The sequence below is a fragment of the Ralstonia pickettii genome (assembly GCF_030582395.1).
Taxonomy (GTDB): Bacteria; Pseudomonadota; Gammaproteobacteria; order Burkholderiales; family Burkholderiaceae; genus Ralstonia; species Ralstonia pickettii_D.
On sequence record NZ_CP104381.1, the window covers coordinates 1,333,312 to 1,348,075 of the forward strand.

Sequence of the window (14,764 nt, forward strand, 5' to 3'; positions counted from 1 at the left end):
TTGCCCTTGTGGTGCCTGACCGGCACCGGATCAACTCGCTCCTCCGGCCCTATTTTGCGGGCACAGCCACTGCGTTTCGGTGCAGGGTCCAATCGAATCAATTGGCCTTCGCGCGCCAGGCCCGGGTGGGCAACAGCATTCAGAAATGCCGCGTGCTTCGCGGTGGGACGACAAACCTCAAGCGTGACGGCGACTGGCCGCGCGCGAGCAATGACGAGCCGCTCAACCCGATGAATACCCAAGAGGCGAAGATCGTCCTCGAGACAGCGCTGATCTGCGCGCAGGACCCGTTGCGAGTCAATGACTTGCGCAAGCTGTTCGACGAAGATGTTTCAGCGGACACCATCCGCGTTCTGCTCGAAGAGCTGCGCCAGGACTGGTTGAATCGCGGTGTCGAACTGGTTGCCCTGGCCTCCGGCTGGCGCCTGCAGAGCCGCCCCGAAATGCGCGTGTATCTCGATCGCCTGCATCCGGAGAAGCCGCCCAAGTACTCGCGCGCCGTGATGGAAACACTGGCGATCATCGCTTATCGTCAACCCGTGACCCGCGGCGATATTGAAGACATCCGCGGCGTGACGGTCAACACGCAGGTCATCAAGCAGATTGAAGACCGCGGATGGATTGAGGTCATCGGTCATCGTGATGTGCCGGGCCGCCCGGCGCTGTATGCAACGACCAAGCAGTTTCTCGACGACCTTGGCTTGCGCTCGTTGGACGAACTGCCGCCGCTTGAAGATGCCCGCGCCCAGGCGCAGGCGAGCCTGCTGGAGCAGGGCGCCATCGAGTTCGAAGGCGGCGCAATTGCGGTGGAAGAGCTGACGGCAATGGTCAACGACGCGCCGGAAGGCGCTGAAACCACAGAGGCTTCGGTGCAGGAATCGGACGGATTGCCGGTTGCCGAGGCTCCCGCTGAGGTAGCCGCTGAAGCGCCAGAGCAGCCTGCGGAGGTCGCGGCGGGTGACGAGCCAGCGCTGGAAGCGGAGTCGCAAGCGGTGAGTGCGACCGGCGCTGCATCCGAAGACGATTACAAAACACCGGTCGAGCCGCCCGCGGCTCCCGCCAATGAACATCCGTAATGCCATGCCCGCCGCCCACTCGGCACATGGTCTGAACCCCTAGATTTGAAAGACGTTGTGAGCACCCAGCCAGATTCCATGGATACACGTATGCCGGCCGATGCCGACGCTCAGCCGCCGCGACAAGACGGCGGTGGTGGGACTGAGGCCGCGCCTCGTCGCAAGGGATTGCGACGCGGCTTGCGCAACCTCGTGGCTTCGCGCCGCCAGCAGCAGGATGGTCGCCCTGAGGGTGAAGCCGCTGATGGGGGTGGTGCGGACGCCGGCCAGCCCGCGCAGCCGCGCAAGAGCCGCGCGCCACGGGCTCGCAAGCCGAAAGAAGTAGCTGGTGAGGCGGCCGTAGTTGCCGCAGAGGGCGCGGCAGAAGGTGCTTCACCGGCCGAACAGGCGCCGGCAGAAAGCCAGGGCGAGCGCCGTGGCCCGCGCGGCCGATTCGGCAAGAACCGTCGCCGCCAAGGCGAAGGCCAGCCGGCGGAACGCGCCGAACGGGGCGAACGCACGGAAGGTGTCGGCGGCAAGAATGCCGGCGGTCGTGGCAAGCAGCAGAACCGCAACGGCAAACCGCAAGGCAAGGCCGGCGGCGGTCAGAGCCAAAATCGCGGGGGCAAGGGGCTGAAGGGCGGCAAGGGCTCCGAAGACGTCTTCCAATATGTGATTTCTGGCGCGTATGACTCGGAAGCTGACACCGGAGGTGCATCGCAGGCCCCCAAGGCCCGCGAGCTGACCTCCGACGACGACGCTCCCAAGCTGCACAAGATCCTGGCGGATGCCGGGCTTGGCTCGCGCCGGGACATGGAAGACCTGATCCTGCAAGGCCGCGTCTCCGTGAACGGTTTGCCGGCCCACATCGGCCAACGCATTCTCGCGACCGATCAGGTCCGCGTGAACGGCAAGCTGATCCAGCGCAAGCTTCCGAACAAGCCGCCGCGTGTGCTGCTGTATCACAAGCCGGCCGGTGAAATTGTCAGCCAGTCCGATCCAGAAGGCCGTCCGACCGTGTTTGACGCATTGCCGCGCATGAAGACCGGCAAGTGGGTCGCCGTCGGCCGCCTCGACTTCAATACCGAGGGTCTGCTCATTTTCACGACCTCCGGTGACATCGCCAACCGGTTCATGCACCCGCGCTATGGCGTTGAGCGCGAATATGCGGTGCGTACGCTGGGCGAGCTGGCCGAAACCGACCGTCAGAAGCTGTTGCACGGCATCTCGCTTCAGGATGGAGAGGCAAACTTCCTGCGCTGCGTCGATGGCGGTGGGGAGGGCGTCAACCACTGGTACCACGTTGCCCTCACGGAGGGGCGGAACCGCGAGGTGCGGCGCATGTTCGAGGCGGTCAATCTGACCGTGTCGCGTCTGATTCGTACGCGCTATGGCAGCTTCGTACTGCCACGCGGTCTCAAGCGCGGGCGCTGGCAGGAAGTGTCGGCCGAGGATGTGCGCACGCTCATGAGCACGCTGGGCATGAAGGTGCCGACGGCCAGTTCTGGCGGTGGACAAGATCGCCAAGGCAATCGTCGTCGTGGCCCGGCGCCTGTCCTGATGGGGCCGATGTCTTCCGGTTTCGCGGGAGAGGCAAATTTCCAGTCGCGCGGTATGGGCATCGAGAACGGTAATCGGGCGCAACCTGCGCAGCGCCGTCCCGCCAGCCCGCGTCAGCCGGATCCAATGCAAACGTCCATGGGTTACATCAATGTGGGTGGCCCGACCACGCTGACAGCGCGAACGCGCATGGGCGAAGGCGCCAAAGGCCGTGGAGGCGCTGGCGGCGGTGGGATGCGTGACGGCAACCGTGGGCGTGGTAACAAGCGGGCCGCGAAGGGTGGCGGTGGAATGCCGAACGGCAATAAGGCGCCGCGCGGTGGTGGCAAGCGAGGCGGCAAGCGGTAAAAATGGCGGGCGTTGTGTGCGGCATGGAGCGCAACGCCCCATTTTGTGGCGGCTTCGGGGCAATTTTTGCCTTTTGCCTCGAGACGTATTACAATGTAAGTCTAATCAAAAGTCATCCTGTAGAAGATGGGCGAATGATATGGGCGTTGCGCCCATTTTTTTTTGCTTCGGCAGGTTGACCATACCGGGAAATTCTTCAGGAAAAACGTGCATCTGACTGATCTGATTGAGAAAACCCTCGCCGCCATGGGGTATGAGCTGGTGGAAGTGGAGCGCGCGCCCGCCGGGCTGCTGCGCGTGTATATCGATCAGGCAGAGAACGGCATCGTCATTGAAGATTGCGAAAAAGTGAGCCATCAGCTCACGCGTGTGTTCGAAGTTGAAAATCTCAACTACGAACGGCTGGAAGTATCGTCGCCGGGACTCGACCGCCCGCTGCGCTCGTTGGCCGACTTCACGCGCTTCGCCGGCCTTGAGGCCAAGGTGACGCTGCGCTTGCCCGTGGGCGGACAGAAGAATTTCACGGGAATCATTCAGGCTCCGACGGGCGAGCCAGGCCAGGAACGAATCGGCCTTGAGTTTGAGGGCCAGGAAGGCCCCGCGCTGCTGGAATTTACGCTGTCGGAACTCGACCGCGCCCGGCTGGTGCCCGTGCTGGACTTCAAAGGAAATCGAAACAAAGGGAACAAGCAATGAGCCGCGAAGTTCTGTTGCTCGTCGATGCGCTTGCGCGCGAAAAAAACGTCGACAAGGATGTGGTGTTCGGGGCGCTGGAAGCTGCACTGGCTTCGGCGACCAAGAAGCGCTTTGAGGAAGACGTGGATGTGCGCGTGGCGATCGACCGTGAGTCGGGCGAACACGAAACCTTCCGTCGCTGGCTCGTCGTTCCCGACGATGCAGGCCTGCAGGAGCCGGACAAGCAGATTCTGCTGTTCGAAGCCAAAGAGCAGAATCCTGACCTCGACGTCGACGATTTCGTCGAAGAGCAGATCGAATCGGTCGAGTTCGGCCGTATCGGCGCGCAGGCTGCCAAGCAGGTGATCCTGCAGCGTATCCGCGATGCCGAGCGCGAGCAGATCCTGAACGACTACCTGGATCGTGGCGAAAAGGTCATGACCGGCACGATCAAGCGCGCCGACAAGAAGGGCCTGATCGTCGAGACCGGCCGAGTCGAGGCGTTGTTGGCCCGCGACCAGATGATCCCGAAGGAAAATCTGCGCACGGGCGACCGTGTCCGCGCCTACATCCTGAATGTCGACCGCACCGCACGCGGCCCGCAGATCGAGCTGTCCCGCACGTGCCCCGAGTTCCTGATCAAGCTCTTCGAAAACGAAGTGCCGGAAATGGAACAGGGCCTCCTGGAGATCAAAGCCGCCGCGCGCGATCCGGGCGTGCGTGCGAAAATCGCGGTCGTTGCACATGACAAGCGTATCGATCCGATTGGAACCTGCGTAGGCGTGCGTGGTACCCGTGTGACCGCCGTACGTAACGAGGTCGGCGGCGAAGCCGTGGACATCGTGCTGTGGTCGGAAGACCCTGCGCAATTTGTGATCGGTGCGCTGGCGCCGGCGCAAGTGCAATCCATCGTCGTGGACGAGGAGAAGCACAGCATGGACGTGGTCGTGGACGAGGAAAACCTCGCTGTGGCGATCGGCCGTAGCGGGCAGAACGTCCGGCTGGCGTCGGAATTGACCGGCTGGCAGATCAACATCATGACGCCGGCCGAATCTGCGCAGAAGCAGGCGGAAGAAAGCTCCGTCGTTCGTCAGTTGTTCATGGCGAAGCTGGACGTAGACGAAGAGGTTGCCGACATCCTGATCGAAGAGGGCTTCAGCTCGCTCGAAGAAGTGGCCTACGTGCCGCTGCAGGAAATGCTGGAAATCGAAGCGTTCGACGAAGACACCGTCAACGAGCTGCGTAATCGCGCTCGCGACGTGCTGTTGACGATGGAGCTGGCGAAGGAAGAAAAGGTCGAGAAGGTATCGCAAGACCTGCGCGACCTCGAGGGGCTGACCCCGGAGCTGATCGGCAAGCTGGCCGAGGGGAACATCCAGACGCGTGACGACTTGGCCGAGCTGGCCGTAGACGAATTGGTCGAGATGACCGGCGTCGACGAAGAACAAGCCAAGGCGCTGATCATGAAGGCGCGTGAACACTGGTTTTCGTGAGTCGTATAAGCGTTGATCGTTTATCGCAATCCTCACTGAAACCAAGCATCGAAAGGGTTTGAATGGCAAGCACAACAGTTGCCCAACTCGCTGGCGAATTGAACCGTAGCGCATCTGCGCTGCTGGAACAGTTGCAGGCCGCGGGCGTGCAAAAGGCGACGCCGGAAGACGTCATCACCGAATCGGACAAGACCCGTCTGCTCGATTATCTCAAGCGAGCACACGGTAGCGCCGAGGATGGCGCGCGCAAGAAGATCACGATCACCAAGCGCGAAACGAGCGAAATCCGCCAAGCGGATGCCACCGGCAAGACGCGCACCGTGCAAGTGGAAGTCAAGAAAAAGCGCGTGCTGGTCAAGCGTGACGAGCCGAGCGCGGCACAGACCGAATCGGAAGCGGCAGAGGCTGCACCGGTGGTCGACGCCGAGGAAGTTGCGCGTCGCGAGGAAGAACAGCGCCGTCAGGCCGAGTTGCTGGCCCGTCAGGAAGCCGAGCTGAAGGCACGCCAGGAAGCGATGGAGCGCGAGGAAGCCGAGCGCCGCGCACGCCAGGAGGCCGCCGAAGCCGAGCAAAAGCGTCAGGCTGAACTCGCCGCCAAGAAGGCGGAAGAGGAAGCCGTTGCGGCCCGCGCCGCCGCTGAGGCGTCGGACGAAGTCCCGCGCCGCAAGGCCGAGGAAGACGCCGCGCGTCTGGCAAGCGAGCGCGAGGCCGCGCAGAAGGCTGCTGACGAAGCGCGCGTTGCTGCGGACAAGATCAAGGCCGAGGAAGACGCTGCGCGCAAGCGTCGCGAAGCTGCGGAGGCCGAAGCCCGCGCTATCCGCGAGATGATGAGCGCCCCGGCTCGCGTACTGAAGACGCCCGCTGAGCGCAAAGCGGAAGAGGTCAAGAAGGCCGAGCAATCGGGCACCCTGCACAAGCCCGTCAAACCGGCTGGTGAAGCACGCCCGGCTGCGGCTGCCAAGAAGCCGGCTGCCCCGGCACCTGCCGCTGCTGCGCCGAGCTCGCCGTCGGGCGACAAGAAGGGCGGTCGTGGCAAGTCCGGTTGGCAAGACGACAACCGTACCGGCAAGCGTGGTGGTCTGAAGACGCGCGGTGACACCGGCGGTGGCGCCGACGGCTGGCGTTCGGGCTCCAAGGGCGGCCGCAACCGCCATGGCGACGACAACCGCAATGCCTTCCAGGCACCGACCGAGCCGGTGGTGCGTGAAGTCCATGTGCCGGAAACCATCTCTGTGGCCGATCTGGCGCACAAGATGTCGGTCAAGGCCGCTGAAGTCATCAAGCAGATGATGAAGCTCGGCCAGATGGTCACGATCAACCAGGTGCTGGACCAAGAGACCGCGATGATCGTGGTCGAGGAAATGGGCCACCAGGCCGTCGCGGCCAAGCTGGACGATCCGGAAGCGATGCTGGTTGGGGACGTGCAGGAGCAAACCAACGCCGAAGCCGAAACCCGTCCGCCGGTTGTGACCGTCATGGGTCACGTCGACCACGGCAAGACCTCGCTGCTGGACTACATTCGTCGCGCCAAGGTTGCGGCGGGCGAGGCTGGTGGCATCACGCAGCACATCGGCGCGTATCACGTCGAAACCGATCGCGGCGTCATTACGTTCCTGGACACCCCCGGTCACGAGGCCTTCACGGCCATGCGTGCGCGCGGTGCCAAGGCAACCGACATCGTGATTCTGGTGGTGGCAGCCGACGACGGCGTCATGCCGCAAACGAAGGAAGCCATCGCCCACGCGAAGGCGGCCGAGGTGCCCATCGTGGTGGCGATCACCAAGGTCGATAAGCCCGAAGCCAACCCCGACCGCGTCAAGCAGGAACTTGTGGCTGAAAGCGTGATTCCGGAAGAGTACGGCGGCGATGTACCGTTCGTGCCGGTGTCCGCCAAGACTGGCGAAGGTATCGACAGCCTGCTGGAAAACGTGCTGCTGCAGGCCGAAGTGCTCGAACTGAAGGCGCCGGTCAACGCGCCGGCCAAGGGCTTGGTGGTGGAAGCGCAGTTGGACAAGGGCAAGGGCCCGATCGCTACGGTGCTGGTGCAGAGCGGTACGCTCAAGCGCGGCGACGTGGTGCTCGCGGGCACGGCCTATGGCCGCGTGCGAGCCATGCTGGACGAAAACGGAAAGCCGGCCAAGGAAGCTGGCCCGTCGATCCCGGTGGAAATCCAGGGTCTGTCGGAAGTGCCGGGAGCGGGCGAAGAAGTGCTGGTGCTCCCGGACGAGCGCAAGGCTCGCGAAATCGCGCTATTCCGCCAAGGCAAGTTCCGCGATGTGAAGCTGGCGCGCCAACAGGCTGCCAAGCTGGAAAACATGCTGGAACAGATGAGCGAAGGCGACGTAAAGTCGCTGCCGCTGATCATCAAGGCGGACGTACAGGGTTCGCAGGAAGCGCTGGTTCACTCGCTGCAGAAGCTGTCGACCGACGAAGTGCGTGTACAGGTCGTGCACGCCGCAGTGGGCGGTATCACCGAGTCGGACGTCAACCTGGCAACCGCGTCGAAGGCCGTCATCATTGGCTTCAATACGCGGGCCGATGCGGGCGCGCGCAAGCTGGCCGAGCATCAGGGCATCGATATTCGCTACTACAACATCATCTATGACGCTGTGGATGAGGTGAAGGCGGCGATGTCGGGCATGCTGTCGCCGGAAAAGCGCGAAGAGACGACGGGCCTGGTCGAGGTGCGTCAGGTCTTCCACGTGCCGAAGGTTGGCGCGGTGGCCGGCTGTATGGTGCTGGACGGCTTCGTCAAGCGCAATTCGCTGGTGCGGGTGCTGCGTGCGAACGTGGTCATCTTCTCGGGCGAACTCGATTCGCTCAAGCGCTTCAAGGACGATGTGAAGGAAGTGAAGCAAGGCTTCGAATGCGGCCTGTCGATCAAGAACTTCAACGACGTTCAGGAAGGCGACCAACTCGAGATCTACGAGATCACCGAGGTGGCGCGTACGCTGTAATACGTTGGCCGGACGCTGCGGTGTCCGGCTCGACTTTGCGACGGTGGCCCGGGCGCGTCCCGCGCCACCGTTTTGTCTTTTCTGGGCGCGCTAGCGCGTGCTGCCGGCGCCCATGTGAGGAAGAACACTATGCCGAAGAAATCGGGATCGGCCGCTGGCCGCAACGTGCGCATCGCCGATCAGATCCAGCGTGATCTGGCCGAACTGATCCAGCGCGAAATCAAGAACCCGGCGATGGGCCTGGTGACACTGCAATCCGTCACGCTCACGCCTGACTATGCGCACGCCAAGATCTACTTCACGGTGCTGGGCGCAGAGCCGGAAGTTGCCGGCGCCATTCTGAACGAGAAGGCGGGCTACCTGCATTCGCTGCTGTTCAAGCGTCTGCACATCCACACGGTGCCGACATTGCATTTCCACTTTGACGGTTCGGTCGAGCACGGTATCGAGATGTCGCGACTGATCGATGAGGCCAACGCCACGCGCGCCAAAGACGACTGAAGATGGCCGAGCAACATGCGCCCAGGCCACAGAAGCCGCCGCGTCGTGATGTGCACGGTGTGCTGCTGCTGGACAAGCCGATCGGCTGGTCAAGCAACGATGCGCTGATCCGCGCCAAGCGCCTGCTGTGGGCGAAGAAGGCCGGGCACACCGGCACGCTGGATCCGCTGGCTACCGGCTTGCTGCCGCTGTGCTTTGGTGAGGCGACCAAGTTTTCGCAGGATTTGCTTGATGCGGACAAGACGTACGAAACGGTCGTGCGTCTTGGTATCAAAACGAGTACCGCAGACGCGGAAGGCGAGGTGCTGAGCGAGCGGCCGGTATCGATCACGTCGGAGCAACTCCAGGCGGCCATCGCGCGCTTTGTCGGCGAGATCGACCAGGTGCCGCCGATGCACTCTGCGCTGAAAAGGGACGGCAAGCCCCTCTACGAGTACGCGCGAGCGGGTCAGACCGTGGAGCGCGCTGCACGTCGCGTCACGATTCACGCGATTGACTTGCTGGCGGCGGATCTTGCGTCGATCGAGCCGACGATCACCTTGCGCGTGTCATGCAGCAAGGGAACGTACATTCGCACATTGGGTGAGGACATTGGGGAGGCGCTCGGCTGCGGTGGGCACCTGGTTGCGCTGCGTCGCACGCAGGTGGGCAACCTGACACTGAATGGTGCAGTGACGCTCGACGCATTGGATGCTGCCGCTGAAGATGCGCGCACCGAATTGCTGGCGCCGGTCGATGCGCTGCTGCAGACACTGCCGCGCGTGGAGCTGGATGCGGAGGAGAGCCGTCGCTTCCTGCATGGTCAGCGCTTGCCATTGCGACTGCCCCTACCGAACGCAGATCAGGTGCGCGTCTACGGCGTGCGCGACGCGATAACGTCGGATGCCAAAGCGTCGCTGCTCGGGGTGGCTGCTTGGCAAGGCGGCGTCCTGCGGCCGGAGCGGCTCGTGCATTTGTAAGCCGATCGAGCGCAACAAAAAAGCCACGCGTTGCTGCGTGGCTTTCTGTTTGCGGGATGTCCGCTCAGTGCGCCCCGGCTGCCGCTTCCGCACCGCCCGCCGACTTAGCCGGTTTGGTCAGCCAGATGAAGACGATCAGCACGATAAACAGCACCGCCGAAATCCAGAAGATATCGTTGGCACCCAACATGGCGGCTTGCTGCGAGATCACACGTTCGATCGCGCCGTTGGCCTGCAAGTTGGGCATGCCAAGCTGCGTGTACTGGTTGATCGACGACGTGTAGGCGGGGTTGTACGCGTTCGCATGCTCGACCAGCTGGGCGTGGTGCAGGGCAGAGCGGTTGTCCCAGATCGTGGTCGAGATCGATGCACCGATACCGCCAAACATGATCCGCACGAAGTTCGACAGGCCCGATGCCGCCGGAATGCGCTCGGGCGCCAGACCCGACAGGATGATCGACGTGAGCGGAATGAAGAACATCGCCATCGCGGCGCCCTGAATGAGCGTTGGGATCAGCAGTGTCCACGTATCGATCTGAGTCGTGAAGTGGGAGCGCATCCAGAACACCAGCGCGAACGTCACAAACGCCGTTGTGGCCACCCAGCGCGCGTCCATCTTCGGCAGGTTCTTGCCGATGACGGGCGACAGGATGATGGCGAAGATGCCCACCGGCGCCATAATCAGGCCAGCGTCGGTGGCGGTGTAGCCGACGATGGTCTGCAGCCACAGCGGCAGGATCACCAGGTTGCCGAAGAACAGCCCGTACGCCACCGAGATGGCGACCACCCCGGCGCTGAAGTTGCGGCCCTTGAACAGCGTCAGGTCCACTACCGGGTGGTCTTCGGTCAACTCCCAGATCAGGAAGAAGGCAAAGCCCACGACGGCGACGACGGTCAGCACAATGATCTCAGTCGAGTTGAACCAGTCGAGTTCTTTGCCGCGGTCCAGCATCAGTTGCAGGGAGCCCACCCAGATGACGAGCAACGCCAGCCCGATCTTGTCGATCGGCAGTGAACGTGTTTGCGATTCACGGTCCTTGTAGATGACCCACGTTGCATACGCCGCCAGAATGCCCACCGGGATGTTGATGTAGAAAATCCACGGCCAGGTCATGTTGTCCGAGATCCAGCCACCCAGAATCGGCCCCATCACCGGCGCAACGAGCGTCGTCATACCCCATAGCGCAAGCGCCATCGAACTCTTGGCTGGCGGATAGGTTGACAGCAGCAGCGATTGCGACAGCGGGATCATCGGGCCGGCGACTGCGCCCTGGATGATCCGGGCGGTGATCAACGTGCCCATGTTGGGCGCCAGACCGCACGCCCACGATGCCAGCACGAACAGGATGATGGACGTAACGAACAGGCGCACCTGCCCAAAACGCTGCGTCAGCCACCCCGTAAGCGGCACCGAGATGGCATTGGCCACCGCAAACGAGGTGATGACCCACGTGCCCTGGTTCGGGGCCACGCCGAGGTCGCCCGAAATTGCCGGGATCGACACGTTGGCGATGGACGAATCCAGCACGTTCATGAAGGTAGCCAGCGACAGCGCAACTGTGCCGATCGCCAGTTTGGCGCCGGTCAGTGGCGGTAGCGGCTTGGGCGCGGCGGTAGCCATGCGTCAGACCTTGGGTGCGGGTTGCGAAGTGCGCGGAGCCGATACGGCCGGCACGTTGGAAGCGGCCGGCGACGTTGCACCGCCGCGACCTGCGTTGGCGCTGATGATGCTCGCGATGACCTGATCGGCGTCCTTGCCGGCCTGATCGTAGACGGTGGTTTGCAACGGCGATGCAACCGGTGCGGTCGCCAGGCTCTGGCCGCCTTCGTCATGGATGTCGACCTTGGCTTCCATCGACAGACCCACGCGCAGCGGATGGTCCTTCAACTCCTTCGGATCGAGCGACACGCGGACCGGCAGGCGTTGCACCACCTTGATCCAGTTGCCGGTGGCGTTCTGTGCCGGCAGGAGCGAAAACGCCGAGCCCGTCCCCGCCGAGAAGCCGACCACCTTGCCGTGGTACGTCACGCTGCTGCCATACACGTCAGCCACCAGTTCAACGGGTTGGCCCAAGCGCATGTGGCGCACCTGCACTTCCTTGAAGTTGGCGTCCACCCAGAGCTGGTCCAGCGGCACGATGGCCATCAGCGGCGTGCCGGGTGCGACGCGCTGGCCGACCTGCACCGAACGCTTGGCCACATAGCCCGTGACAGAGGCGGGCAGGCTCGTACGCGCATAGGCGAGATACGCCTCGCGGACCTTCGCTGCGGCTTGCAACACGTTCGGGTGCCGCTCCAGCGTGGTCTGCTCGGTCAGCACGCGGTTGCCCTGCAGTTGTTCCTTGGCGGCTTCCAGTGCGGACTGCGCAGCCTGCACAGCGGTTTGTGCGTGCGAGATTTCTTCCTGCGACACGGCGCCCGTACCGGCGATCTGCTTGCGGCGCGCCAAATCATCCTTGGCCTTGGCGAGATCGCTCTCACGCATGGCGAGCGTGGCGGTGTAGGCGCTGGTGTTCGAATAGAGCGTGCGTACCTGGCGCACCGTCTGCGCTAGCGCGGCTTCGGCCTGCTCGAGTGCGACGCGAGCATCGGCACGGTCCAGTTCGATCACGGGCTGGCCGGAGGTCACAAGCTGCGTGTCATCGGCGCGAATGGCGATCACGGTGCCCGCCACCTGCGGCGTCACCTGGACCACGTTGCCTTGCACGTATGCGTCGTCGGTGGACTCGAACCAGCGGCCGTACAGGCCCCAGTAGAGTCCGTAGCCGACGCCGGCAACCACCAGTGCGGCGGCCAGCGTTGTCAGCATGCGTTTGCGCTTTCCGTTGGCATTGCCGTTGCCGGGGGGCGTTGCCGCGGGGGCTGCGGGTGCGGGAGCAGCGGACGGTGCGGCTTGGGGCTTGTTGTCACTCATGATGTTGGCTCGGAAGAATGCGTTGGAACGGTCGGTTCAGTTCAGTTCAATTCGGTGCAGATCAGCCCTGCGATGCAGCGGCCTCGGGCTTGGCCCCTGGGAGCGCTTCGGCCGTGTAACCGCCGCCGAGGGCTTTGATGAGAGCCATTTGCGCGTCCAGGCGGCGCGCCTGCAGGTCGGTCGCGAGCTTGCGTTGTTGCAGCACGGTTGTTTCGGCGTTCAGCACGACCAGTTGGGTGCCGAGGCCAGCGCTATAGCGCGTGCGGGCCAAGCTGTATGCGCGCTCGGCCTCGCTCAGGGCAGTACGTTGGATCGCGATCTGAGCATCGATGCTATGCAACGCGGTGATCTGGTCAGCGGTGTCGTGCAGCGCTTCCGTTAGCGTCTGGTTGTAGCTGGCGACAGCAGCGTCATAGTTGGCGTACTTGCCGCGCAGATTGGCGCGCAGCTTGCCTCCCTGGAAGATCGGCAGCTTGAGCGCCGGGCCGATACCGAGCTGACGCGATGCGCCCAGCAGCAGGTTTTCCGGCGCAATCGAAGCCAGCCCCAGGAATGCAGTCAGGCTGATGTCCGGCAAGAACTGCGCCTTGGCCACGTCGATGTCCTTCGACGCGGCTTCCACGCGCCAGCGCGCGGCCACGAGGTCCGGGCGGCGGCCGATCAAATCGATGGTGAGGTTGTTCGGCAGCTTGGGCGTGGCTTGTGCAAGCAGCGTCGGGCGTGCAATCGCCAAACCGCGGTCCGGGCCCTTGCCCAGCAGCGCGGCGAGCTGGTTGCGTGCCAGCGTGATCTGCTCGTCGACCTGCTCAAGTTCCGTTTGCGCGGCGGCCACGTTGGCGCGCGCTTGCGTGGTTTCGACTTGCGTATCCAGGCCGGCACGCAGGCGTTGGCCGGCAAGGCTGGTCAGATCCTTGCGTTGCACGATCGCACGTTCGGCCACGTCGCGCTGCGCATAAAGCGCGGCCAGCTTGGCGTAGGTGCGTGCCACCGTGGTCGACAGCATCAATCGCGAAGCCTGGCTTTCCGCTTCCATGGCCTTGTCGTCGGACAAGGCGGCTTCCAGCGCGGAGCGATTCTTGCCCCAAAAATCGAGGTCATAGCTCACGCCAAGTTGGATCTTCGATTCCGTGAACCAGCGGCCGGCCAGTGGCGTACCTTCAAACATGTCGTATTCCGACAGGCGCTGGCGTGTCATGTCGGCATCGAGACCGACGCTCGGATACAGATTCCCGCGCACCACATCGGCCATCGCACGCGAAGCACGCACGCGAGCAAATGCGACCTGCAGGTTCGGGTTGTCCTTGATCGCCTCGTCTACCAGCGCACGCAGTTGCGGATCGTTGAACTGGTCGACCCAGTTCAGTGACGGCCATTGGCCGCCTTGCGAGGGCAACGATTGCGTGCTCGCCAGTTGCCCGGGCGTTGTCAGTGTCTGCGTGCTGTGCGAATTGCCGAGGTTGGCGCAACCGGCCAGCACGGCCAGCGTCGCGGCGGAAAGCGCCATGCCCAGGCGCGCCGGCCATTGCGCGCGCGTGCTGCCTGCGCGGCTTTGGGGCGAAAGTGCCTGAGGGGCGGAGTTCAAGGCGTTCATGTTATTTGTTGTATCAAGCGATCGAGGAGGGCGTTCGGTGCGGCCGGTGCAATATCGGTGAGCGCGCGTCAGTGACCGGCAGGGCGCGCGCGATGAACGTCCGTAGCGGCGCCGTTGCTGAGAATGCGCTTGAGAAGCTCGCGCAGCGTATCGACGTCACTGGGTGTAAAGCCGGCAAAAAAACGGTTCAGCACGTGGGTGTAGATGGCTGGCATGCGGTCAGCCAAGTCGCGGCCGGCTTCGGTCACTTCCAGATGCACGACGCGGCGGTCGGACTCGCTGCGCACACGCTCGATCAGGCCGCGCTTTTCCATGCGACTGAGCATGCGGGTCAGCGAACCGATGTCTGTATTCAGTTCGCGGCCGAGATCGGTGGCTGTCTGACAACGGCCGTTGGCAAGGAGTACCAGGCAACTGGCCTGCGAGTGCGTGACGTCCATCGCGGCAACTTCCTGCTCGATGGCCATGGACAGGGCGGTTTTGGTGCGCCCCACGAGGTAGCCAACGCTTTCGCACATGCGGTAGTCCTCCACCCGGAAGAGCGTTCCGGCTGCGGCAACTTCGGTGGCGGGTCTTGTCTGTTCGGACATCTTATGTATGCACAATCATTGTCCGGACAAATATACGAATTGGCGCAGCAAACGGCAAGGTACTGAATGTGTGATTCCAGTTTCAGAAATAATGAGTGACCTGGAAAGCGCTCGTGCGGCA

General features: G+C 63.4%; 11 protein-coding genes. 7 read left to right on the plus strand and 4 right to left on the minus strand.

Features of this window, described 5'->3' with window-relative positions:
* The first annotated feature begins 230 nt into the window (after positions 1-230).
* The 7 genes from scpB to truB all read left to right on the plus strand — a co-directional run bounded on the left by scpB (position 231) and on the right by truB (position 9,548).
* The gene (gene scpB, locus N5B55_RS06460; RefSeq protein WP_304539529.1) at positions 231-1,076 is read left to right on the plus strand and encodes an SMC-Scp complex subunit ScpB; all 846 of its coding nucleotides are present in this window, start codon (positions 231-233) and stop codon (positions 1,074-1,076) included.
* A gap of 90 nt (positions 1,077-1,166) precedes the next feature.
* The gene (locus N5B55_RS06465; protein WP_304539768.1) at positions 1,167-2,963 is read left to right on the plus strand and encodes a pseudouridine synthase; all 1,797 of its coding nucleotides are present in this window, start codon (positions 1,167-1,169) and stop codon (positions 2,961-2,963) included.
* 207 nt (positions 2,964-3,170) lie between these two features.
* The gene (rimP, locus tag N5B55_RS06470; RefSeq protein ID WP_304539530.1) at positions 3,171-3,659 is read left to right on the plus strand and encodes a ribosome maturation factor RimP; all 489 of its coding nucleotides are present in this window, start codon (positions 3,171-3,173) and stop codon (positions 3,657-3,659) included.
* On the plus strand, positions 3,656-5,131 hold the full coding sequence (nusA, locus tag N5B55_RS06475; protein ID WP_027677577.1) for a transcription termination factor NusA: 1,476 nt from the start codon (positions 3,656-3,658) through the stop codon (positions 5,129-5,131). The genes rimP and nusA overlap by 4 nt, the downstream gene beginning before the upstream one ends.
* A 62-nt stretch (positions 5,132-5,193) precedes the next feature.
* A complete protein-coding gene (gene infB / locus N5B55_RS06480) occupies positions 5,194-8,088 on the plus strand; it encodes a translation initiation factor IF-2 (protein ID WP_065857737.1) in 2,895 nt (964 codons plus the stop codon).
* 129 nt (positions 8,089-8,217) lie between these two features.
* The gene (gene rbfA / locus N5B55_RS06485; protein WP_304539531.1) at positions 8,218-8,589 is read left to right on the plus strand and encodes a 30S ribosome-binding factor RbfA; all 372 of its coding nucleotides are present in this window, start codon (positions 8,218-8,220) and stop codon (positions 8,587-8,589) included.
* A 2-nt stretch (positions 8,590-8,591) separates the two neighbouring features.
* Entirely contained in the window at positions 8,592-9,548 is a 957-nt protein-coding gene (gene truB / locus N5B55_RS06490) for a tRNA pseudouridine(55) synthase TruB (RefSeq protein ID WP_304539532.1), read from the plus strand.
* A gap of 64 nt (positions 9,549-9,612) precedes the next feature.
* Here the strand turns inward: truB and N5B55_RS06495 are convergent, their stop codons facing one another.
* The 4 genes from N5B55_RS06495 to N5B55_RS06510 all read right to left on the minus strand — a co-directional run bounded on the left by N5B55_RS06495 (position 9,613) and on the right by N5B55_RS06510 (position 14,643).
* Positions 9,613-11,169, minus strand: coding sequence for a DHA2 family efflux MFS transporter permease subunit (locus N5B55_RS06495; protein WP_304539533.1), 1,557 nt, complete (start codon positions 11,167-11,169; stop codon positions 9,613-9,615).
* A 3-nt stretch (positions 11,170-11,172) separates the two neighbouring features.
* A complete protein-coding gene (locus N5B55_RS06500; protein ID WP_304539534.1) occupies positions 11,173-12,462 on the minus strand; it encodes an HlyD family secretion protein in 1,290 nt (429 codons plus the stop codon).
* Between the two features lie 61 nt (positions 12,463-12,523).
* A complete protein-coding gene (locus N5B55_RS06505; RefSeq protein WP_304539535.1) occupies positions 12,524-14,053 on the minus strand; it encodes an AdeC/AdeK/OprM family multidrug efflux complex outer membrane factor in 1,530 nt (509 codons plus the stop codon).
* 68 nt (positions 14,054-14,121) lie between these two features.
* The gene (locus N5B55_RS06510; RefSeq protein WP_369812423.1) at positions 14,122-14,643 is read right to left on the minus strand and encodes a MarR family winged helix-turn-helix transcriptional regulator; all 522 of its coding nucleotides are present in this window, start codon (positions 14,641-14,643) and stop codon (positions 14,122-14,124) included.
* Positions 14,644-14,764 lie beyond the last annotated feature (121 nt).

Coding starts and splice junctions, on each gene's coding strand:
- rbfA (WP_304539531.1), top strand. CDS start 8,218: ATGCCGAAGAAATCGGGATCGGCCGCTGGCCGCAACGTGCGCATCGCC.
- truB (WP_304539532.1), top strand. CDS start 8,592: ATGGCCGAGCAACATGCGCCCAGGCCACAGAAGCCGCCGCGTCGTGAT.
- nusA (WP_027677577.1), top strand. CDS start 3,656: ATGAGCCGCGAAGTTCTGTTGCTCGTCGATGCGCTTGCGCGCGAAAAA.
- infB (WP_065857737.1), top strand. CDS start 5,194: ATGGCAAGCACAACAGTTGCCCAACTCGCTGGCGAATTGAACCGTAGC.
- N5B55_RS06500 (WP_304539534.1), bottom strand. CDS start 12,462: ATGAGTGACAACAAGCCCCAAGCCGCACCGTCCGCTGCTCCCGCACCC.
- N5B55_RS06505 (WP_304539535.1), bottom strand. CDS start 14,053: ATGAACGCCTTGAACTCCGCCCCTCAGGCACTTTCGCCCCAAAGCCGC.
- scpB (WP_304539529.1), top strand. CDS start 231: ATGAATACCCAAGAGGCGAAGATCGTCCTCGAGACAGCGCTGATCTGC.
- N5B55_RS06510 (WP_369812423.1), bottom strand. CDS start 14,643: ATGTCCGAACAGACAAGACCCGCCACCGAAGTTGCCGCAGCCGGAACG.
- N5B55_RS06465 (WP_304539768.1), top strand. CDS start 1,167: ATGCCGGCCGATGCCGACGCTCAGCCGCCGCGACAAGACGGCGGTGGT.
- N5B55_RS06495 (WP_304539533.1), bottom strand. CDS start 11,169: ATGGCTACCGCCGCGCCCAAGCCGCTACCGCCACTGACCGGCGCCAAA.